Source organism: Actinoplanes sp. NPDC051537, assembly GCF_055586105.1.
In genome coordinates this window covers 1-20424 of sequence record NZ_JBVJIU010000022.1, presented here as the reverse complement: position 1 = coordinate 20424, position 20424 = coordinate 1, and the positions used below count along the sequence as shown (strand labels likewise).

The window sequence follows — 20424 nt, the reverse complement described above, 5'->3', positions numbered from 1 at the left end:
CGGATGCGCCGGGACGTGGAGCGCTACGACGCCGAGGGCCTGGGGTTGCGGACGGGGCAGATCTGGGAGATGCGGCTGCCCCGGCGCCCCCGGTTCGTCCGCGATCTCGTGGCCATCCCGGTCGGCGGCGGCTTTCATCTGCTCGGCGCCGAGGGACTGACGCTCGGCGGCGAGTCGGCGGGATGGATCCTGCGCCATCTCGTGCCGCTGCTGGACGGCACGAGGACGCCGGCCGGCCTGATCGCCGAGCTGCCCGGCGTGGCCGGGAGCTCGGTGCGGGACGTCCTGTCCCTGATGCACATGCACGGCCTGCTGGAGGACGGCGAGGACCCGTCCACGCCGGACTGGCGGGCCGAGGCCGATCGGCGGTTCGGCCCGCAGCTGGAGTTCTTCAGCCGCTATCTCCGGGTCACCGGGTACTGCCGCAATCGCTACGAGGCGCAGCGGGCGTTGCAACGGGCGCGCGTGAGCGTCGTGGGCGACCCGGAATGGACGTCGCTGCTGGCCGGTCAGCTCGACGCCGCCGGTGTCGGCCTGGCCGCCGGCGGGGGCGACCTCGTCGTGCACATCGGCGGCGGACCCGGCCCGGACGCGACGGCGCGGGAATGCCGGGACGCCGGCGTGGCGCTGCTGTGCGTCGACCCGGTCGCCCTCTCGCTCGGACCGCTGACCTATCCCCGGGAGTCGGCGTGCCCGCGGTGTGCCCGGGGCCAGCTGCCGCCCGCGGAGAGCCACACCGGGGCGCCGCCCGAGGTCCGCCGGCTCTGGGCCGTCGCCCTCGTGAGCCGGGCCGCGCAGCACGTCGTGGGGCACCTGACCGGGCTGATCCCGTCACCGGTCGTCGGCGGCGTCGAGACCTGGTCGCCCGGGCGGGGCGAGGCGGTCAAGCAGGAGGTGCTCCGGCTGCCGTCGTGCGACCTGTGCGGCGACGACGCCGCGCCGCCGACCGTCACCCTGCCCGGCGGCACGCGCGAGAACATGACGCTGCTCTACCACCGCAACGTGGCCGTGCAGCCGTGGCACCTCCGGCAGCCGGCGGGCATGCAGCATCACCTGAGCGCGGGCGTGCGGCGGCTGACCCGCGGCGCGTACCTCGGCCATTCCTGGGCCGCCCGGCTGCCGCTGCCGGACCCGGCCGGCGGGCCGGCGGCGGAGCCGGATCTCCGGGCGTTGTCGTACCTGCTGCACTACAGCGTCGGCGGCCGGAGCACACCCACCGGCGACGGCGGACATCACCTGACACGCCACATCGCGTCGGGCGGAAACCTGGGCTCGACCGAGATCTACGTCGTCGCCGCAAAGCAGCCGGGCCTCTACCACTACCTGATCGTCGGCCACTCGCTGGAGGTGCTGCGAAGCGATGACCGCGCCGGAGCGCTGGCCGGCTGTCTGCCGGACGCGGGCGACGCGGGGGTGTTCGTCGTGCTGGTCGGCGCCGTCGGCCGCCTCCGGGCGAAGTACGCGGACCGGGGATACCTCTACAGCCTGCTCGACGCCGGGCTCGTCGCCCACCGGCTGGAAGCGCTCGCGGCCCGGATCGGCCTGCCCCTGCGGATGATGTGGGAGTTCGACGACGAACGGCTGGCCGGGGTTCTCGAGGTCGACGGCGTCGGCCTCGCGCCGGCCGTGGTCGTCGCCCTGGGCCGGGCCGGGAGCCGTCCATGACGCACGACCCGCCGTGGCCGGCCGGTCTCGCCGCGCGCATGGTGGCCGCCACCCGGGCCACCCCGGAGGCCGTGCCGGCGCAGCCGGCTCCACCGCTGCCGGGCGACCGCGGACGCCCCTGTCCACTGCCGCGCCCGCGCGAGTTGCCGGACCCGGACGGAGCCTTGACCGACGTCATCGTTCGCCGGCGGAGCCGCGGACCGCGCCCCGGCCCGCTCGGCGACGCCGACCTGAGCACCCTGCTGGCGTCGACCGCGGCTCCGCTGCCCGAGGCCCTCCTTCCGCATCCCGGCCTGGCCCCGATCGTCTTCGCGCTCGTTCTGGACGTGGCGAACCTTCCGCCGGCCGTGTACCGGCACGTCCCGGCCGGCCACCTGCTTCTGCCGGTGAGGGACGTGGAGCGGGAAGCGGTGCGCGACCGGTTGCTGCTGCAGCGGGACCACGGCGACGGCGCGGTGATCCTGCTCGTCGCCGTGCCGATGGCCCGGTGGCTGCACCGGTTCGGCGACCGCGGGTACCGGGGTGCGGCGTTGCAGGCCGGATATCTCACTGATCGCCTCTACCTGGCGGCCGAGGCGCTGGAGCTGACCTACACGGCGTCGGGCGGGTTCGCCCCCGCGCGCGCCGACGAGCTTCTCGGGCTGGACGGCTACCACCACACCGCGATGTTCTCGTTCGTGGTCGGCGCGCGGCGGGCACATGACCGGTGAATGGCACATCGAGCCGTGGGCGGTCCTCCGCGTGGCGGGGCTGCCCGCCGAGGTGCTGTCCGGGCTCCGGCTGACCCGCAGCGCGGAAGCGGCGACGAGGCTGGACGAGGCGGAGAGCCGCCGGGCCGCGCTCTGCGCCGGGCACGTGCCGGATCTCTTCGCGGCGATCGGCGGATGCGCGGACGTGCCCGAGCGCCGCCTGCTGCTCGCACTCAAGCGCCGGATGCACAACGGGCAGCCGATCGCCGCCCTCGTCGGCAAGCACCGGCTTCCGTCCCGGGTTCGCGACGGGCTGGAGCTCGTCGTGGCCGCCGAGACCGAGGCCGGCGCCCTGGCCGACGCCTATGAGGCGACCTATGCCGACGAGCGGCGGGCGATCGGCGCGGCCCTGCGCCGTCGCGTGGCCGGCACCGGCTGGAGGAGCGAGGTCCTGCTGTCGAGCGGCGACCTCTACCGGGCATCACGATGGATCGAAGAAGCCCCGGACACCCCACCGGCCGACGCGCGGCAACGGCGGCAGGAGGCGGCGCTCGCCCGGTATCTCTACCGCTCGGCCACCCGCACGGCGCCTTTCGGCGGGTTCGCCACCGTGTCCCACGTGGTCCTTCCGGCGCAACCGCAGCTCCCGCCGGCTGGCGAAGCGCCCGTGCGCCGGCAGGACTTCACCCAGGTCAACGTCGGAGCACTCCGGCAGTGGATGCTGCGACACCTGGACGACACCGCGGCGCGGAACCTCCCCCTGCGGGTCGCGCCGCTGCGGAAGACCACCGAGGACGCGCTGATCTTCGTGCCGTTCCCGCCGGGCGGAGACGTGCGGACCGCGCCCCGCGGCTCGTTCGTCGAACAGGTGCTGACCGTCGCCGAGGGCCGGTCGACCGATCAGGTCGGCGAGCTGCTGTCGGCGACCGCCGGCGAGCGCGACACCTGGCGACGGCTCGTCGATTCGATGGTGGCGATCGGGCTGATCACCCGGGACCTCCCGCACTTCGCCGCCGACCGGGCCGGCCTGGAGGAGCTGGCCGATCAATGGGCGCGCCTCGGCGATCCCCACCTCGCCCGGCGGGTACGGGAGATGGCCGGCCAGATCGCCTCCGGGCAGCGCGCCGAACGGGTCGAGAAGCTGCACCGCCTCCTGGAGAGCCCGGCCGGCACGACGCCGATCTACGTCGACCGGACCCTGCACGGGATCACCGGCGAGGCGCTGGGAGTCGGCCTCGACCAGCTCCTGGAGGACCTCCGGCCCGCGTTGACGCTGGCCGCCGCGAGCCTGTCCGATCGCCCGCACCGGTGGGTGCGCGACGCGTTTCTGCGGCGCTTCGGCCCGGAGGGTGTCTGCACCGACGTTCCCGCGTTCCTGACCGACCTGCGGCGGGACGCGCGCCTGATGGCCGGCCTCGGCATCGTCGACGACCCGATTGCCTGGATCGACTCGCCGGTGGGCCGGGCGATCGGGGACGGCGACGGCGGCCGGGTGGCCCTCGACGCCGCGCTCTTCGCGACGCTGCCACCACCGGACGGTCCGCTGGCGTTCGCCGTCTTCGTCCAGATCTCCGCCCGGGATCGGCGAGCGGCGGCGGCCGGCGACTACCGGGTGGTGCTGAACGACATCCAGAGCGGCCGGCACAAGTACGTCTCGCGGTACCTCGGGGCGCCGGACCCGGTGACCGCGTCGGCGCTGGCCGAGGCCCGGCGGACGTTCGCCGCGCCGGCCGGCCCGGAACCGGTGGAGATCATGCCGGTGCTGGGCCTCAACTTCCAGCTGCACCCGCGGCTGACGCGATGGACCCTCGAGACCCCGGGAGAGGCCGGCCCCGATCCGGAGAAGACCATTCCGCTGTCCGATCTGGTCGTGCGTCTCGACCGCGCGACCGGCCGCCTGACGGTCGCGTCGGCCCGGCTCGGGCGCGCCGTCGAGCCGGTCCACCTGGGGTTCCTGCGTGACCTCAACCTGCCCGGCGAGCTGCTGCTGATCCGCGCCCTGTCGCCGCGGATCGCCGAGGACACCGTCTCCGAGCGTGCCGACGTCTACGGGGTCCTCGACCGGTCGGACGCGTTCCGCCGCCGCCCGCTGCGACGCTTCCGCCCGCGCGTCGAGGTGGGCCGGCTGGTGCTGGCGCGAGCGCGCTGGGCCCTCCCCCTGGCCGAGGTGCCGGCGCCGGGCCCACGCGAGTCCGATGCCGCGCACTTCCGCCGGTTGTCCACGTGGCGCCGGGACAACGGGCTTCCGGAGCGGGCCTTCGTCCGGCGCCTGCCGGCCGGCGGGACGGGCCCGGAGGCGTACGAACCCCGGCAGTACCTCGACTGGGCCGATCCCCTGGCCCTCGCCGCGCTGCATCGGCTGCCGGCCGGCGGGGAGGGCTGGCTGCTGGTCGAGGAGCTGCTGCCGCTGCCCGAGCACGCCGTCCTCGGCGTCGGCGGCCGGCGACACGTGTCCGAGCTGCTGATCCAGGTCCGCGGGGAGCCCGGCCATGGCCGATGACCACTGGCTCTACCGGAGGCTGTTTGTACGCCCGGAGACTGCGGACGACGTCGTGGTGCGCCACGTCGGGCCGGCGTCCGACGCGCTGCTGGCCCGAGGCTGGATCGACCGCTTCTTCTTCCTCCGGTACGGCGAGGGCGGCTTTCATCTCCGCCATCGCGTCCGGCTCACGGGCGCGGCCGGCGCGGCCGACGTGCGCGCCGCCCTGCGGATCGGGGAGGACGACGGGAGCGTCGTCCGGGTCGAGGACGCCACCTACGAGCCGGAGACGGACAAGTACGGCGGGCGTCGCGGGCTGGACGTCTGCGAGCGGGCGTTCTGCTCGTCGAGCCGGTTCGCGGCGGCGTGCCTGGGACGGACCGCCGGGCGTCCGCACCTCCGGATGATCGCGGCGGTCCTGGCCTTCGAGTCGCTCCTCGCCACCGCCGGGCTGCGCGCGTCCGACCGGGCGACGCTGCTCGACGCGTACGCCCGCTACTGGGACCGCCTCGTCGGTGGGACGACCGGGACCGAGCCGAGCCCGAGGCTGGTCGCGATGCTCGCCGATCAGATGGCCGCGCCGAACCTGTTCGGGCCCGAGCTCGATCGGTGGCGGGCCGATCTGCGCGACCACGTCGCCGAGCTCGACGCCCTGGCCCGGGACGGGCGGCTCACGGCATCGCGCGCCGACATCCTGTGCAACCTGGCGCACACGACGAACAACCGGCTCGGGATGAGCCCGAGGGACGAGGTCCTGGTGGCCGGCCTGCTGCGGCGGATCGACGGACATGGCGCCTGACGTGCTCGGCTGGCCGGCGGTCTCGGCGGCGCTGGCGGCCGGCGAACCGATCGTCGTCGCGCTGGAGGGCGATGCCGCGCGCGAGCTGCCGGCGTGGCGTCCCGCCGCGCGGGAGACCGGCGTCCGCTGGCTGGAGCCGGCCGCCGAACCGGACGAGGAGACGCCGTTCCGCCTCTGGGTGCGGCTGGCCGGCGCCGATCCGTCGGGTGCTTCGCTCGCGCGCCGGCTCCGGCACGGTCCGGGCCGCCCGGACGACCCGGACAGTCCGATCCTGCCCGGCCCGGCGGGCGCCTACCGTGCGATCCACCGGTGGCTCGCCGACCCGGCGCCCCGCCCGGTGGTCGCCGTCCTGGAGGCCGTCGACCGGGCCGACGACGATTGCCTGGCGGCGCTGGCCTACGTCGTCCGGGCGCTGAGCAACGTTCCCGTGGCGCTGGTCCTGACGACGGCGGGCCCCGGCCGGCCCGGGCCGTGGGCGGAGCTGCGCGACCGCCTGGTCGACGAGGGCCGGCTGACCCGGGTCTGCGGCCGCGGCGACGAGCCCGCTCCGGCCCGGGGTTCGGCCTCGGCGGCGTACGGGATGGCCTGCTGCCGGGCGGGAGCGCTCCGCGAGGGCAGCCGGGTGCTGGCGCGGGCGCTCGCGGCGGGCGACGCGCCGGTGGCCGGGTGGACGTACCTGGCCATGGCGTTGCTCAACACGCGCCGGTTCGGCCTGGTGCCGGAGGTGGTGACGGCCGCCCTGCCGCGGACGACCGACCCGCGGCGGCGTCGCCTCCTTCGCCGCATCCAGATGATGGCGCTGCACGGCGACGGCGACGCGGCCGGTCTGTCCCGCCTCGGCGCCGAGGCGGGACAGGAGCTCGCCACCGCCCGGCTCGAACCCGGCGAGGAGGCCTGGCTGCGGCTCGATGCCGCGCTCGGCTGTTCGCGGGACGATCCGGAGCGGTGGCACGAGCGCCTCCTGCGGGAGATCCTCGACCTTCCGGACGGCCTCGCTTCCGCGCAGTGCCGGGTGGCCGCCCACCTGTGGCTGGCCGCGTTCCTGACCGTCGAGGGCGACCCGGCCGGCGCCCTCCCCCACCAGCGGTCCGGGCTGGCCCTGCTGGAGGCGCTGGGCGACGAGGCGCGCGACACCGGGACCCGGGCCCGGCTCGGCGTGTCGCTCTTCGGGCTCGGGCACTACGCCGAGTCCGTCGTGCACCTCGAGGCCGCGGCCGAGCGGGCCGCGCGATCCGGCGACCGGGCGACGACCGCCGAGTGCCGGTGTTACGCCGCCCGGGCGTACGCGGCCCTGGGCCGGACGACCGATGCCAGGAACCTGCTGGCGGAGCCGGACCGGGCCCGGGCCGTGGTCTGGGCGAGCCGGAAGGCCGGCCTGCTCCGGCGGCACGCGCGTGGCGTGGTGGCCCTGGCGAGCGGGGATCCGCGGGCGGCCGAGTCGGCGGTCGCGGCGTTGCTGAGCGACATCGACGTCGCCCGCGAGGGCCGGATCGACTGGGTCGCCCGGCTCGTCAGCGAGTGCGCCTACCTGCTCGCCGACGCCGCCGCGGCGCGCGGGGACACCGAGGGAGCCCGGCGACGGGCCGAGCAGGGCCTGCGGATGGCGCGGGACGCCGCCGCGGAGGAACGGGCGATCCTGGTGGCGATGGGGCGGCGACGGCTCGAACCAGCCGGAAAAGAATGTGGCGGCCGTGTCGATCGGGGCCGGGACCGTTCGACCTTGGGATGAGAGGGTCGGACGACGACCCGCGAACCGAGGAGAAGTTTCATCATGGCGAAGTACATGCTCATCATGCGCGGCACCGACGAGGCGATGGCCACGATGATGGAGACGCCGTTCGAGGAGATGCTCGAGACCATGGGCCGCTTCAACGACGAGCTGATCCGGGCCGGCGTGCTGGTGGCGGCCGAGGGGCTGGACGACCCGTCGCAGGGCGTGGTGGTCGACTACACCGGCGAGGCCCCGATCGTCACCGACGGGCCGTACGGGGAGACCAAGGAGCTGTTCGGCGGCTTCTACATCCTCGACGTCGCCTCCAAGGAGGAGGCCGTCGAGTGGGCCAAGCGCCTGCCGGCGCTGCCGGGCACCAAGACCGAGATCCGCCGGGTGCCGAGCATCGAGGAGTTCCCGCAGGACAACAAGTGGGTGCAGAACGAGAAGGCCTGGCGCGAGCGGACCGGCCAGATCTGATGCACCCGGTCGAGGCCGTCTGGCGGATGGAGTCCGCGCGGATCGTGGGCGCGCTCGCCCGCTACACCAAGGACTTCGCGCTGGCCGAGGACGTGGCCCAGGAGGCGCTGGCCGAGGCGCTGGTCTCCTGGCCGCGCGACGGCGCGCCGGCCGACCCGGTGGCCTGGCTGCTCTCGACGGCCCGGCGGCGGGCGATCGACAGCTTCCGCCGCCGGTCGGCCCTCGACGACCGGTACGCGACGCTCGCCGCGACGAACGAGACGGTCCTGGACGACGATCTCCCGTGGGACCCGGACCGGATCGACGACGACGTCCTCGCCCTGATGTTCGTGGCCTGCCACCCGGTGCTCTCCCCGGAGGCCCGGGTGGCCCTCACCCTGCGCGCGGTCGGCGGCCTGACCAGCGAGGAGATCGCCCGCGCGTTCCTGGTGCCGGTGCCGACCGTGCAGGCGCGGATCACCCGGGCCAAGAAGACGATCGGGGCGGCCGGCGTCCCGTTCGAGCTGCCGCCGGCCGAGGAGCGGCGGAACCGGCTCGGCGGGGTGCTCAGCGTGCTCTACGTGATCTTCACGGAGGGCGCGACGGCGACGGCCGGAGATCAACTGCTGCGGACCGATCTCGCGTACGAGGCGATCCGTCTCGCCCGGATGCTCGGCTCGCTGCTGCCGGCCGAACCCGAGGTGCACGGCCTGCTGGCCCTGTTCGAGCTGACCGCCTCGCGGTTCCCGGCGCGCACCGGCCCGGACGGCGACCCGATCCTGCTCGAGGACCAGGATCGCCGGCGCTGGGACCGGTCGGCGATCCGGCGTGGACTGGCGGCGCTCGGGCAGGCGGCGAAGGCCGGGCGCGGCCTCGGCCCGTACGGGCTGCAGGCCGCGATCGCCTCCTGCCACGCCGCCGCCCCCTCGGTCGCCGAGACCGACTGGGAGCGCGTGGTCCTGCTCTACGAGGCCCTGGGCCGGGTGGCGCCGTCGCCGGTGGTCGAGCTCAACCGGGCGGTGGCGGTCGCGATGGCGAGCGGCCCGCGGCCGGCCCTGGAGATCGTCGACGAGCTGGTCGCCACCGATCGGCTGGCCGGCTCGCACCTGCTGCCGACCGTCCGCGGCGAGCTGCTGACCCGGCTCGGCCGCCGCGCCGAGGCCCGGGCCGAGCTGGAGCTGGCCGCCCGCCTGTGCGGCAACGCCCGCGAGCGCTCGGTGCTGCTGCGGAAGGCCGCCGCGATCAGCGACGGTTGAGCGCGACCACCGGGATCTCCCGGCCGGCCGCCTTGACCTCGTGGTCGGCGAAGAACGGGTACGCCGCCTTGATCTCGTCCCACGCCCGGGCGCGGTCGTCTCCGGTCAGCGGCGCGGCGGTGGCGTCGTAGGAGGAGTCGCCGATCTCGACGGTGACCTCCGGGTCGGCGACCAGGTTGCGGTACCAGTCGGGGTCGGCCGGCGCGCCCGCGTTGGAGGCGATCACCAGCAGCCGGTCGCCCGAGCGGTGGAACATCATCGGCGTCGTGTGCCGCCGGCCGGTGCGGGCGCCGGCGGTGGTGAGCAGCAGCAACCGGTCGCGGTGCATGCCCTCGATCTCGCCGCCGGCCCGGAACTGCTCCACGACCCGCTTGTTGATCGCCCGGACGTCCATCAGCCGAGCGCCTTGAGCTGCTCTTCGAGGCGCTCGCGGCGCTGGGTCAGCACGTCGATGACGGCCTCGTTCTCGGCGATGCCGGTCAGCTCGGTGGCGATCTCCTCCGGCTCGATGTAGCCCTCGGAGGTGTCGGAATCCTGCCCCCGGCGTGCCTGGGCGTCGCCGCCGAGCCGCCGGAGCTCCGCGATCTCCGCGTCGACGTCCTTGATTTCCTGCCGGAGCTGCTCGGCCGTGGTCTCGTCGCTCATTCCGACATCCTAAAACCTTGATGATCCGGTACGCGGCGCAGGTGCCCGGAACGGCGGACCGGTCCCGCGCCGACGGCCACCGCGTTGGCCGTCACCACCAGTGCCATCCCGGCCCACTGGTGCGGGCGCAGGGGCTGGCCGAGCAGCGCCACCCCGGCCAGCGCGGCCATCACCGGGTGCACGCTCATGAAGACGCCGAACAGTCGCGCCGGCACGTGCCGCAGGGTGATCAGGTCCGCCGCGTAGGGCACCACCGAGCTGAGCACGCCGGCCACCACCGCGTACCCGATGCCGGCGAGATCGAACGGTCGCAACGCGACCACCGGCAGATAGAGCAGGGCCGAGAGGGTGGTCGCGGCGGCGGGACCCTGCAGGCCCGCGAGGCGGGCGCCGACCAGACGATTCAGGAGGATGTACGCCGCCCAGCACGCGGCCGCGAGCAGACCGAGACCGACTCCGGCGTAGTCGCTCGACGGTCCCGGGCGGACCAGAACGTAGACGCCGAGGCAGGCGGCCGCGGCCGCGACCAGGTCGAGCCGGGTGCGCGACCCGGCGATCGCGACGCTCAGCGGCCCGAGGAACTCCAGCGTCACCGCGAGGCCGAGCCCGATCCGGTCGATGGCCGTGTAGAGGCTCAGGTTCATGGTCGCGAAGACCAGCGCGAGCAGCAGCGCCGGCCACCACTGGGCCCAGGTGAAACGGCGCAGCGACGGCCGGGCCACGGGCAGCAGGACGGCGGCGGCGACGAACTGGCGCACCGCGACCACGCCGGCCGGGCCGATCATGGGGAACGCGTGCGCGCCCACGGCGGCGCCGACCTGGTTGCTGGCCGCGCTGCCGAGCATGGTGGCGATGCCGGCGGTGGTCCGGGCGTTCATGCTCCCAGCGTCGGCGCGGGCCGCGGCGAAGAGAAATGCACCGGCCGCGCCACCTATACGCTGCACGCATGAATGTGCGGCTGCGGCAGCTCGAGGCGCTGGTCGCGGTGGCCGACGCCGGCACGTTCACCGACGCGGCGGCGGCGCTCGGCCTCTCCCAGGCCGCGGTGTCGCGGTCGATCGCCGCCCTCGAGGAGACGCTCGGCGCCCGCCTGCTGCTGCGCACCACCCGGCACGTTTCGCTCACCGCCACCGGCGCCCGGGTGCTGCCGGCCGCCCGCCGGGTGCTCGAGGAGGTCGCCCACCTGCGCCGGACCGTCGAGCGGGCGGAGACCGAGCTCCGGGTCGGCTACGCCTGGGCGGCGCTGGGCAAGCACACGAGGCGGTTGCAGCGTTCCTGGGGGACGGCGCATCCCGGCGTACCGCTGATATTCGTGCAGTCGGGAACCGTGACCGCCGGTCTGGCCGAGGGTGTCGCGGACGTCGCGGTTCTCCGGAGGCCGCTGGCCGACGGGCGTTTCGAGAGCGCGCCGATCGGGTCCGAGGCCCGCTGCGCGGCGGTGGCCACCGACAACGCGCTCGCCCGCCGCCGCTCGGTGCGGATGGCCGACCTGGCCCGCTACACGGTCGCGCTGGACAGCCGCACCGGCACCACCACGCCCGAGCTGTGGCCGCCGGGCGCCGGGCCGGCCTCGACCCGCGAGTCGCACGGCGTCGACGAGTGGCTCACGCTGATCGCCGCGGGCCAGGCCGTCGGCGTGACGTCGGAGGCGACCGCCAACCAGAACCCGCGCCCGGGCGTGGCCTACCGGGCGGTCCGCGACGCCCCACCGATCGAGGTGACCCTGGCCTGGTGGCGCGACGACCCACCCCGCCACCTGCCCGAGCTGCTGGCCCTGGCCCGCGCCGCCTACGCCTGACCCTGCGGCGGCGTCGGGTCCGGCCGGCCGGCGGCGGCGAACGCGGCCCGCACCTCGTCCGCGCCCTCGGTGAAGTGCGCCCAGCTGTCGATGTGCGCGGCGTGCACCTCGCGGGCGCCGAGGATGCGGGCGGCCTCGACCATCCCGGCGGCGTCGAGCGTCAGGTTCGCGCCGGGGATCAGCGGAGTGCGGGCCGCGCCGCCGAACAGGATCGCCACGTCGATCGACGGGAACCGGGCGGCGATCTCCCCGACCACCCGCAGCGAGGCGTTGTCGCCGCTCACGTACACCGTCGGCAGCCCTTCGCCGTGCAGCACGAAGCCGGTCACCGCCCCGACCAGGTGCTCGGAGCCGTCCGGACCGTGCTGGGCCGGCACCGCGGTCACCGTCACGCCGCCGTCCACATCGACCGCCTCCCACGGCGACAGCCCGCGCGCCCCCATCCGCGCGGCCGCGGCCGGCGTGCTCAGCACCAGCGGCGCCGACGCGGCGAACGCGCGGCCGGCCCGGTCGAGGTTGTCCGGGTGCTGGTCGTGCGAGAGGAGCACGACGTCGACGGTCCCGGCGTCCGGGGGCGGCAGCAGCGGTGGGGCGGTCCGAGTCAGCTTGCGGTCGCCGATCGGGTAGTCGCCCGGCTCGTCGAACGTCGGGTCGGTCAGGAACGTGACGCCGCCTACCGCGAACTGGACGGTCGGGCCACCGTACCGGCGAATCTGGAAGGTCATGCTCCTCATTTTGTGCCCCTCGCCCACCGCGCGGCCTTCAAGATCGACTGGCCTCGCTATGATCGCGCTCACATCGGCCGATGCAGGGAGGCGCGGGCTATGGGCGACACGGGGACTCCGGGCACGCTGGACACGGGCGTGCCGCACGGCGCTCGCATCTGGAACTACTGGCTCGGCGGCAAGGACAACTTCGCGGCCGATCGGGCCGTCGGCGACCAGGTCAAAGAGGTCTACCCGGACGTGGTCGAGGTGGCCCGGGCGTCCCGGCAGTTCCTCGGCCGGGCCGTGCGGTTCCTGGTCGGCGAGGCCGGCATCCGCCAGTTCCTCGACGTCGGCACCGGCCTGCCCACCGCCGACAACACGCACGAGGTGGCCCAGGGCATCGCCCCCGAGTCCAAAATCGTCTACGTCGACAACGACCCGCTCGTGCTCGTGCACGCCCGCGCCCTGCTCACCAGCAGCCCCGAGGGCGTGACCGACTACGTGGACGCCGACGTCCACGACCCCGAGAAGATCCTCCGCGCCGCCGCCGGCACGCTCGACTTCTCGCAGCCGATCGCCCTGATGATGCTCGGCATCCTCGGCAACGTGGCCGACGAGGACACTCCCGGCCCGGCCGAGATCGTCAATGCTTTCGTGAGCGCCGTGCCGTCCGGCAGCTACCTGATCCTCAACGACAGCGTCATCACCGCCGAGACCGCCGAGGCGGTGAGCACCGCCCGCAGCGGCGGCGCCGACTACCACCTGCGCACCCCGGCCGAGATGACCGGCTTCTTCGCCGGCCTCGAGCTGGTCGAGCCGGGCGTGGTCTCGACCCCGTTGTGGCGCCCCGGCGCGGGCGAGACGCCCCAGCACCTCAACGTCTACTGCGGGGTGGCCCGCAAGCCGTGACGCGTCCGCTCACCCGGCCGTTTCGCACGTCCCCCGTCCGGACACGCCGCCGGACCGGGCCCGCGATCGGTCGCGATGTCACGGCCGAGGGCTCACCCGCTTGAGGTAGGCGTGGACGAGAGCGTTCCGCTGCTCGTAGGTGACCGTCCCCTTGAACCGGTCACCGTCGATCTCGATCTCGACGTCGGCCGGTTGCCGGCGCAGCCAGGAGGCGATCACCTCGAGCACGGAGGTCACGACGATCGGCGCCAGCGTCACCACCAGGCTGCCGACGGCGATCACCTCGCCGGCCTTCGCCCCGTCCGGCCGTTCCCGGGCCGGCGCCATGGCGATGTCGTCGACGTCCAACTTGATCAGTTCCGCGCGGAGGTCCCGGGCCAGCTCCGCCACCTGGGAGTCGTCGAGTCCGTCGCCGTGCAGGGTCAGCCGCAGATCGTTCGCGCTCACGTTTCCTCCGGCCGTCAACGGGTGCTCGATGCCAGGGCCGCGAAGGCGGCGGCGAACGCGGCGCGTCGACGATTCATGGCCTTCACGATGGCGGCGCGCGCCGAGGTCCGGGCATCACCCGGACGGATCGATCCGCCCGCCCGGACGCCCCATTGCGCCGCGCCGGGGTGGTTACGGCGCCGGCGCCCGCAGCTGGAAGACCGACCAGCGATCCACCGGCTCGAAGCCGAGCAGCGCGTTGACCGCTCGCATGTGGATGTTCTCCTCGGCGTTCCACGCGTCGATGACCCGCAGCGAGGGCTCGCCGGCCCGGGCGTACGCGTGGTTGGCCGACTTCACGCTCAGGCCGAGACGCCGGCCCCGGTGGGCGGGCTCCACGATCGTGGTCCGCTGCCGCGCGTGGGTGTCGTCGTCGGTCTCGAACGCCAGCTTGGTGCGGGCGACGATCCGGCCGGTCGCGTCGTGCCGGGCCGCCGTCGAGTACCAGTGGTGGCCGCGACCCCGTTCGGCCGCCTCCTGATCGCGGATCCGGCCGGCGTCGTACGGCTGCTGCTTGACCTTCAGGTTGCCGGTCGGCGCGTCGAGCATGAGGCGGCTCTGCAGGGCGGCGACGTCCTCGATGATCTCCTCCGGCACGGCGTCCCGCCACCGGACCAGCGAGTAGCCGTCCGCGGTGACCGGGCCCGGGACGTCGCCGACGCGGCACCGGGAGCGGATGCTGGTGAGGCCGGGCCGGTGGCCGCGGCAGGTGAGGTAGCGGTAGCCGGCCTCGTCGCGGACCGTCTCGATCTCGAGCAGGCGCCGGCGGTGGGCCGCGTAGACCTCGTCCAGCAGCGCCGTCCCGACGCCGCGACGCCGGTGCCGCGGGTCCACGATCAACTCCACCTGGATGTTCTCCACCCCGGTCAGCAGGCACGACGCCGCCCCGATCACCCGGTCGCCGTCCCGGGCCAGCAGCACCTGCTCGGTCGACGCCGGCCACGGGTGCTCGAAGCGGGCCAGGTGCGCCCGCCGGCCGGGCGCCGGGAAGTCGGGCCGATCATGGCGGGTGACCGCGACCGTCAGCTCGTACCACCGGGCCATCGCCCCGGAGTCGGCCGGATCGAGCCGCGTGATGGTCATGCCCGCATCGTAGGGCGGGCATGACCGATCATCGCGTCTCAGGCCGGGACGGCCGGCAGGCCGGCCAGCGCCGCGGCCACCGCCTCGTCCGACAGCTCGTGGTCGACCATGTCGCCGGCCAGGAACTTCCCGTAAGCGGGCAGATCCAGGTGGCCGTGGCCGCACAGCGCGGTCAGGATCACCTTCTCCTCGCCGGTCTCCTTGCAGCGCAGCGCCTCCTCGACGCAGGCGGCCAGGGCGTGCGTCGGCTCGGGGGCCGGGATGATGCCCTCGCTGCGGGCGAAACGGACGCCCGCCTCGAAGCACTCCTTCTGGGTCTTGGCCACCGCCTCGATCAGGCCCAGCTCGTAGACGTGCGAGATCAGCGGGGACATGCCGTGGTAGCGCAGCCCGCCGGCGTGGATCGGGTCGGGAATGAACTCGTGGCCGAGCGTGTGCATCTTCATCAGCGGCGTCATACCCGCGGTGTCGCCGAAGTCGTACGCGTACGTGCCCTTGGTCAGCGACGGGCAGGACGCCGGCTCGACGGCGCGGATCGTCGGCGCCATCCGGCCGGCCAGCTTCTCGCGCAGGAACGGGAACGCCAGGCCGGCGAAGTTGGAGCCGCCGCCGGTGCAGCCGACGATCACGTCCGGCACGTCGCCGGCCTGGGCCAGCTGGAGCAGCGCCTCCTCGCCGATGATCGTCTGGTGCAGCAGCACGTGGTTGAGCACGCTGCCGAGCGCGTAGTTGGTGTCCGCGTTCTGGGCGGCGACCTCCACCGCCTCGCTGATCGCGATGCCGAGCGAGCCGGGTGACGCCGGGTCGTCGGCGAGCACCTTGCGGCCCGCCGCCGTCAGCGGGGACGGCGACGGGTGGATGGTGCCGCCGAACGTCTCGATCATGATTTTCCGGTACGGCTTCTGGTCGTACGACGCGCGGACCTGCCACACCTCGCACTCCACCCCGAACTGCGCGCAGGCGAACGCGAGGATCACGATGTGACGTGTCTAGACACAGTGTTACATTGCCTGGTCGTTGGCACGTCGGTACAAGAACTTGAGGTAGTCGATCCACCGATCGCGGTCTTCGGGCGGTAGGCGCGGGTCCTCGAGCATGGCTAGGACTTCCTCGACTTCTGGGCGCATGTGCGGCCCGTCGACCTCGTCCGCCGCCAGGTAGCCGAGTGCGACAGCGGCGCGCCTCGGGTCGACGCCGAGTGCCTTGCAGACGATGCGCACATGCAGGGGCTCGGGCCGGCCGGCCTGTCCTCGCTCCCATCGGGAGATGGTGCTGACGCTGATTCGTTCGCCGCCGTTGTCGGCGATGGCTTGTTCCAGTTGTTCCTGGGACCACCCTTTTGCTTCTCTGGCGTTGCGGATCAGGCTGGCGAAGGTCTGCGTCGACGCCGCGTCATTCATGACGTCATCGTAGGGGTTTGGCAGAGGCTCGATTGCAGGCAAGTGTGTTCTGGTCACATGTGACATGCGCTGCCTCCAGCAGCCTGGGGCCGAACTGTCGCCCCCGCCAACGGTCATCATAGACAGAGGTAAATTTACACCCCCAAGGCGTCGTCGCTCGCACGTCACTATTGACGTGCGGCGGATCCACTGCCAGTATTTCCGTCATGAGTGACGTGAAGACCGGCCCGAAAGCCGCCACATATGGCGCCGTGCCGGTGAACCGCGACCTCTTCGTCGAGGCATGCGCGGCCAAGGGTGCAACCACCGATGCCGCCCGAGCCGAACTGCTCGGAACGACCCCGAAGATGGTCTACCTCTACCAGTACGGCCACACCGCGCCCAACCTGTTCAAGGCCCGGCACATCGCTAACCAACTCGATGTCGACGTCGACGACCTTTGGCCGGCCGCATGACCGGGGACAAAGCCGCGCAGGCGCATATCCGGCGGCGAACGCTGGCGGCCCCTCCGCTCACCGAGGACCAGATCTCGCGCCTGCGCCTGCTGTTGGCTCCGACCGACACCTCGGCGGCAGTACGTCAGGCGGGAACCTCCGCTCGCAGGACAGCCGCGTGACCGCCCGCCCGGAGGCCGACCGGATGCGCGCGGCAGCCGACAGCGAGGTGGACGGCTGGGCGAAGTTGTCGCCTGAGCAGCGCCGCGAGCTGAAGGCGCTGTCCCGGAACCAGCCGTCGATCACCCCGCTGAAGTCGGGTGGGGCGATGTTGAGCGTGAACGGTGTGGACCGCTGGTTCCCGTCGCATCGCGACGCGCTCGAGGAGCTGAACTCGCGCAACCCGTGAACGTGCAGGAGCCCCAGATGTCGCAACCACCTGGGGCTCGCTTCCTGATTCAACACCACGACCCGACCTTGGGAGCGACGTTGATCGATACACACTCTAACGGTGCCGTGCTGGCATCGACTACCCCCTCCCCTGCTTCTGACACGGCGGTCACTCTGAAGCTGGACCCGGAGGTGTTCGCCCGGGCCTGGCACGCCGAGCACGTCCACTCCCTGGACAACCCGGTTCCCGGGTGTGTGCTGTGCGGTCCGCTCCAGTCGTCCTACCTGCTGCCGACCTGCGCGTGTGGTGCCGGCCTGCTGGGTGAGTGCTGCTGCGAACCCGAGCCGGGCGATGACGTATCCGGCCTGTTCGCCCAGCCGCTCGTGCTTGACCTGCGCGGCGAGGTAGCGGCCTGATGCTCACGATCAGCGACTACTTCTGCGGCGGCGGCGGCTCCAGCCAGGGCTTCCACCAGGTTCCTGGCGTACGTGGCATCATGGCCGCGAATCACTGGGACTTGGCGATCGAAACCCACAACCAGAACTTCCCCGACATGGATCACGACCGGGCCGACATCGCCGAGATTGACCCGCGCCGGCACCCCAAATCAGACCTCGCCTGGTTCTCCCCCGAATGCACAAACTGGTCCATTGCCCGGGGCAAGAAGGTCGACTACGACGGCAAACCGGTCCAGCTCGAGCTCGGCGAGGAGTACGCGGAGCCACTGCCGGACGAGGCCGCCCAGCGGTCCCGGATGCTCATGCAGGACGTGCCCCGGTTCACCGAAGTCCACCGGTACCGGGCCGTGCTGGTGGAGAACGTCACCGACGTTCTGATGTGGGAGCACCTGGACGAGTGGCTCCTGCGCATGGACAAGCTCGGCTACGACCACCACATTCAGGTGCTCAACTCGGCGTTCGCCGGCGCACTCGGCCCTGGTGCCCCGCAGCTACGCGATCGCGTGTACTTCGTCTTCTGGCGCAAGCAGTACAAGCGGCCGGACTTCGCCAAGTGGTGCCGACCGCTCGCGTGGTGCATGACATGCGGTGATGTGCGCGGCGTGATGATGACGAAACCCGGCAAGCGGCGCGCGATGCGGTACGGCCAGCAGTACCACTTCGTCTGCCCGTCGCTGAGCTGCCGCGGGGCGAAGGTGCACCCGTATGCTCTGCCCGCGGCCTCGGCGATCGACTGGTCGATCATCGGTCAGCGGATCGGAGATCGGACGAAGCCGTTGCAGCCGAAAACGGTCGCCCGGATCGAGGCCGGCCTACGGCGCTACTCGCGGCCCGTCACGCTTGAGGCCGCGGGGCACACGTTCGAACGTCGTCCGGGTGTTCGTTCGTGGCCGGCGGACCGGCCGTTGACGACGCTGCACACGTCGATGTCTAAAGCGGTGGCCTGTCCGCCGATGCTTGTGCCTTCCGGTGGCACCTGGAACGACTCGGCTATGCCGACGGATGCGCCGATGCGGGCGCGGACGACCCGCGAAACCGAGGGTGTTCTTTGCCCCCCGTTTCTCGCGCCGCTGCGTTCGGGTCGTCCAAGAACGTCGCTGGCTGGCTCAGATCCGCTGGCGACGATCGTGGCGGACGGCGGCAATCATGCGCTGATCGAGCCGATGCTGGTGCCCATGGAGGGCCGGGAAGGCAAGCAGGCCCGGCCGGTATCTCAGCCGCTGCGAGCGCAGACCGCCCGGCACGAGAACGCCCTGGTGATCCCGCTGCGCAACAACGGTGTGGCGAAGCCCGCAGCCGACCATCCGCTGTTGACGTTCGCGGCGAACGGCACCCACCAGGCGTTGCTGATGCGCAACAACACCGCTCGCGGCGACCAAGGTCAGATGTCCACGCCGCTGGACGAACCGATGCGGGTGCTCCTCGCGGAGGGTCCGCGGCAGTCACTTGTCCGCTGGGATCACGTGCTGTTCCCGTACGACGGCCGGTCGCTGCGTCCCCTGGATGTGCCGATGCCGGCGCAGACGACGGTGCAGGGCGACGGTCTGCTGGGTGCGGCGATCGCGGTGGAGGACTGCACGTTCCGGATGCTCGAGGTCGATGAGATCCGGTCGGGGATGGCTTTCGCCGACGGCTACATCCTGCTCGGGACGAAGCGGGAACGCGTCCGAATGCTTGGGAACGCCGTTACTCCGCCGGCCGCCCGCGACCTGGTCGCCGCTGTTGTTGAGGCGATCACCGGCGACGATCTGGAGCTGGCCGCATGACCCGCTCGCGCCTTCTGACTGGCCTGGCATCTGCCGCTTTCATCTCGCTGGTCGTCGCGTCCAACTGGCTAACCGCCCGGTTCGGCCTCGTCGGCGGGTTCGTCACCGCCGGCACTTTCACCGCCGGGCTCACCCTCGCCGCCCGCGACATCGTCCGCGAAAGCGCCGGCCGCACCTGGCGGCTGTGGGTGCTCGGCTGCATCACCGCCGGCGCCAGCTTGTCGGCGCTGATGACGTTCGCCGCGGGCAGTTTCCCCGGCGGCCCATCACCGCTGCGCCTCGCCCTGGCATCAGGTGCCGCGTTCCTGCTGTCCGAACTGGCGGACACAGCGGTTTACGAGCCGCTGCGGGCGCGGAATCGGCTGCGGGCGTTGGCTTGGTCGAACCTGGTCGGCTCGGTCGTCGACAGCCTGCTGTTCCTCGCCCTGGCTGGGTTCGCGATTTGGCCGGCGGTCGTCGGGCAGGTCGCCGTCAAGTGGGTGGTCTGTGTAGCACTGCCCCTGCTCGCCCTGGGGGTGGCCCGTGCGGTACTTCGCGACCGCGTCCGGACCGAGGGTGCGTGAAGCGATGCGTAACGGACTCCTCGACCAGATCACCACACCGGCGTCGCAGAACCTCCTCGAGCCGGGAACCACCTGGTGCGCCGACAACGGCATCTACTCCAACGCCTACCCCGGCGACGGCCAATATCTGGGCTGGCTGTCCCGGCTGCCCGACCCGTTGCGTTGCCGGTTCGCGGTCGCCCCGGATGTGGTGGCCGACCACAACGCCACCCTGCAGCGGTCGTGGCCGATGCTGCGCCGCATCCGCGAGGCGGGTTTGCCGGCTGCGTTGTGCGCCCAGAACGGCGCCACCGCCGACGACCTGCCGTGGGACTACCTAGACGCGGTTTTCCTTGCTGGCATCGTCGAATGCGCCACGTGCGGCTATGTCCCCGATGTTGCTGACCTGCCGCTCGAGACGTGCCCGTTCGGTCACCAGCTCGCCGAGTGGAAGACCAGCGAAACCGCTGCGGCGATCACAGCGGAGGCGAAGGCCCGCGGTAAGTGGGTGCACATGGGCCGGGTGAACACCCGCAGCCGGATGCTGGCGGCTAAGCGGATGGGTTGCGACTCCGCTGATGGCACGTTCCTGGCGTTCGGCCCGGACACGAATCTTCCGCGGTTGTTGTCGTGGCTGTGTGAGCCGGTCGATAAGCCGGCGGTTCAGGCCGAACTGTTCCCGCTCCCGGCGCCGTCTTCTTTCATGTCCCGAGAGGTGGTGCCCGCGTGAAGCCGTCGAATGAGCGT

The 20424-nt window shown here is 72.8% G+C and carries 23 protein-coding genes; 15 read left to right on the top strand and 8 right to left on the bottom strand.

Annotation, left to right across the window (positions count from 1 at the left end; genetic code table 11):
- Window positions 1–3: 3 nt before the first annotated feature.
- The 7 genes from ACZ6TB_RS40405 to ACZ6TB_RS40375 are packed head-to-tail and all read left to right on the top strand — an operon-like array spanning window position 4 to window position 9058.
- Window positions 4–1665: a SagB family peptide dehydrogenase gene (locus tag ACZ6TB_RS40405; RefSeq protein ID WP_465564375.1), complete on the top strand. Its 1662-nt coding sequence runs from the start codon at window positions 4–6 to the stop codon at window positions 1663–1665.
- Window positions 1662–2375, top strand: a complete 714-nt coding sequence (locus ACZ6TB_RS40400) for a nitroreductase family protein (protein WP_465564373.1) — start codon at window positions 1662–1664, stop codon at window positions 2373–2375. The genes ACZ6TB_RS40405 and ACZ6TB_RS40400 overlap by 4 nt, the downstream gene beginning before the upstream one ends.
- The gene (locus ACZ6TB_RS40395; protein ID WP_465564370.1) at window positions 2365–4854 is read left to right on the top strand and encodes a lantibiotic dehydratase; all 2490 of its coding nucleotides are present in this window, start codon (window positions 2365–2367) and stop codon (window positions 4852–4854) included. The genes ACZ6TB_RS40400 and ACZ6TB_RS40395 overlap by 11 nt, the downstream gene beginning before the upstream one ends.
- Window positions 4844–5632 carry a thiopeptide-type bacteriocin biosynthesis protein gene (locus ACZ6TB_RS40390; protein ID WP_465564368.1) on the top strand — a complete coding sequence of 263 codons (789 nt, stop codon included), beginning with the start codon at window positions 4844–4846 and terminating at the stop codon, window positions 5630–5632. The genes ACZ6TB_RS40395 and ACZ6TB_RS40390 overlap by 11 nt, the downstream gene beginning before the upstream one ends.
- On the top strand, window positions 5622–7361 hold the full coding sequence (locus ACZ6TB_RS40385; RefSeq protein WP_465564365.1) for a hypothetical protein: 1740 nt from the start codon (window positions 5622–5624) through the stop codon (window positions 7359–7361). Before ACZ6TB_RS40390 ends, ACZ6TB_RS40385 begins: the two co-directional genes overlap by 11 nt.
- A 42-nt stretch (window positions 7362–7403) precedes the next feature.
- Window positions 7404–7823 (top strand): YciI family protein, encoded by a 420-nt coding sequence (locus ACZ6TB_RS40380; RefSeq protein WP_465564363.1) that lies wholly within the window; start codon window positions 7404–7406, stop codon window positions 7821–7823.
- Complete coding sequence (locus ACZ6TB_RS40375) at window positions 7823–9058, top strand: RNA polymerase sigma factor (RefSeq protein ID WP_465564361.1); 1236 nt, start codon at window positions 7823–7825, stop codon at window positions 9056–9058. Before ACZ6TB_RS40380 ends, ACZ6TB_RS40375 begins: the two co-directional genes overlap by 1 nt.
- Here the strand turns inward: ACZ6TB_RS40375 and ACZ6TB_RS40370 are convergent.
- Genes ACZ6TB_RS40370 through ACZ6TB_RS40360 form a run of 3 tightly spaced genes read right to left on the bottom strand, consistent with a single transcriptional unit; the run spans window position 9045 to window position 10581 of the window.
- The gene (locus tag ACZ6TB_RS40370; RefSeq protein ID WP_465564358.1) at window positions 9045–9452 is read right to left on the bottom strand and encodes a nitroreductase/quinone reductase family protein; all 408 of its coding nucleotides are present in this window, start codon (window positions 9450–9452) and stop codon (window positions 9045–9047) included. The two genes, ACZ6TB_RS40375 and ACZ6TB_RS40370, sit on opposite strands and share 14 nt — an antisense overlap.
- On the bottom strand, window positions 9452–9703 hold the full coding sequence (locus tag ACZ6TB_RS40365) for a hypothetical protein (protein ID WP_465564355.1): 252 nt from the start codon (window positions 9701–9703) through the stop codon (window positions 9452–9454). The genes ACZ6TB_RS40370 and ACZ6TB_RS40365 overlap by 1 nt, the downstream gene beginning before the upstream one ends.
- A complete protein-coding gene (locus ACZ6TB_RS40360; protein ID WP_465564352.1) occupies window positions 9700–10581 on the bottom strand; it encodes an EamA family transporter in 882 nt (293 codons plus the stop codon). The genes ACZ6TB_RS40365 and ACZ6TB_RS40360 overlap by 4 nt, the downstream gene beginning before the upstream one ends.
- A gap of 68 nt (window positions 10582–10649) precedes the next feature.
- Between ACZ6TB_RS40360 and ACZ6TB_RS40355 the strand changes: the two genes are divergently transcribed.
- Window positions 10650–11501, top strand: a complete 852-nt coding sequence (locus ACZ6TB_RS40355) for a LysR family transcriptional regulator (RefSeq protein WP_465564350.1) — start codon at window positions 10650–10652, stop codon at window positions 11499–11501.
- On the opposite strand, the gene ACZ6TB_RS40350 is transcribed toward ACZ6TB_RS40355, so the two are convergent.
- Complete coding sequence (locus ACZ6TB_RS40350) at window positions 11492–12226, bottom strand: MBL fold metallo-hydrolase (RefSeq protein WP_465564348.1); 735 nt, start codon at window positions 12224–12226, stop codon at window positions 11492–11494. The two genes, ACZ6TB_RS40355 and ACZ6TB_RS40350, sit on opposite strands and share 10 nt — an antisense overlap.
- Before the next feature lie 99 nt (window positions 12227–12325).
- Here ACZ6TB_RS40350 and ACZ6TB_RS40345 point away from each other — a divergent pair, with 99 nt between their 5' ends.
- Entirely contained in the window at window positions 12326–13117 is a 792-nt protein-coding gene (locus tag ACZ6TB_RS40345; RefSeq protein WP_465564346.1) for an SAM-dependent methyltransferase, read from the top strand.
- Between the two features lie 78 nt (window positions 13118–13195).
- Here the strand turns inward: ACZ6TB_RS40345 and ACZ6TB_RS40340 are convergent, their stop codons facing one another.
- From ACZ6TB_RS40340 to ACZ6TB_RS40325, 4 genes are all read right to left on the bottom strand, one after another.
- Entirely contained in the window at window positions 13196–13564 is a 369-nt protein-coding gene (locus tag ACZ6TB_RS40340; protein WP_465564343.1) for a hypothetical protein, read from the bottom strand.
- 171 nt (window positions 13565–13735) lie between these two features.
- On the bottom strand, window positions 13736–14686 hold the full coding sequence (locus ACZ6TB_RS40335; RefSeq protein ID WP_465564341.1) for a GNAT family N-acetyltransferase: 951 nt from the start codon (window positions 14684–14686) through the stop codon (window positions 13736–13738).
- A 38-nt stretch (window positions 14687–14724) separates the two neighbouring features.
- Entirely contained in the window at window positions 14725–15663 is a 939-nt protein-coding gene (locus ACZ6TB_RS40330; RefSeq protein WP_465564339.1) for a TrpB-like pyridoxal phosphate-dependent enzyme, read from the bottom strand.
- A gap of 24 nt (window positions 15664–15687) precedes the next feature.
- Complete coding sequence (locus ACZ6TB_RS40325) at window positions 15688–16086, bottom strand: helix-turn-helix domain-containing protein (protein WP_465564337.1); 399 nt, start codon at window positions 16084–16086, stop codon at window positions 15688–15690.
- 206 nt (window positions 16087–16292) lie between these two features.
- Here ACZ6TB_RS40325 and ACZ6TB_RS40320 point away from each other — a divergent pair, with 206 nt between their 5' ends.
- The 6 genes from ACZ6TB_RS40320 (at window position 16293) to ACZ6TB_RS40295 (ending at window position 20407) form a co-directional block, all read left to right on the top strand.
- Window positions 16293–16541 carry a hypothetical protein gene (locus ACZ6TB_RS40320; RefSeq protein WP_465564334.1) on the top strand — a complete coding sequence of 83 codons (249 nt, stop codon included), beginning with the start codon at window positions 16293–16295 and terminating at the stop codon, window positions 16539–16541.
- 157 nt (window positions 16542–16698) lie between these two features.
- A complete protein-coding gene (locus ACZ6TB_RS40315) occupies window positions 16699–16929 on the top strand; it encodes a hypothetical protein (protein WP_465564331.1) in 231 nt (76 codons plus the stop codon).
- 107 nt (window positions 16930–17036) lie between these two features.
- The gene (locus ACZ6TB_RS40310) at window positions 17037–17327 is read left to right on the top strand and encodes a hypothetical protein (protein ID WP_465564329.1); all 291 of its coding nucleotides are present in this window, start codon (window positions 17037–17039) and stop codon (window positions 17325–17327) included.
- Window positions 17327–19135 carry a DNA cytosine methyltransferase gene (locus ACZ6TB_RS40305; protein WP_465564326.1) on the top strand — a complete coding sequence of 603 codons (1809 nt, stop codon included), beginning with the start codon at window positions 17327–17329 and terminating at the stop codon, window positions 19133–19135. Before ACZ6TB_RS40310 ends, ACZ6TB_RS40305 begins: the two co-directional genes overlap by 1 nt.
- On the top strand, window positions 19132–19698 hold the full coding sequence (locus ACZ6TB_RS40300; protein ID WP_465564323.1) for a VUT family protein: 567 nt from the start codon (window positions 19132–19134) through the stop codon (window positions 19696–19698). Before ACZ6TB_RS40305 ends, ACZ6TB_RS40300 begins: the two co-directional genes overlap by 4 nt.
- A gap of 4 nt (window positions 19699–19702) precedes the next feature.
- Window positions 19703–20407 carry a hypothetical protein gene (locus ACZ6TB_RS40295; protein WP_465564321.1) on the top strand — a complete coding sequence of 235 codons (705 nt, stop codon included), beginning with the start codon at window positions 19703–19705 and terminating at the stop codon, window positions 20405–20407.
- The last annotated feature ends 17 nt before the right edge of the window (window positions 20408–20424 follow it).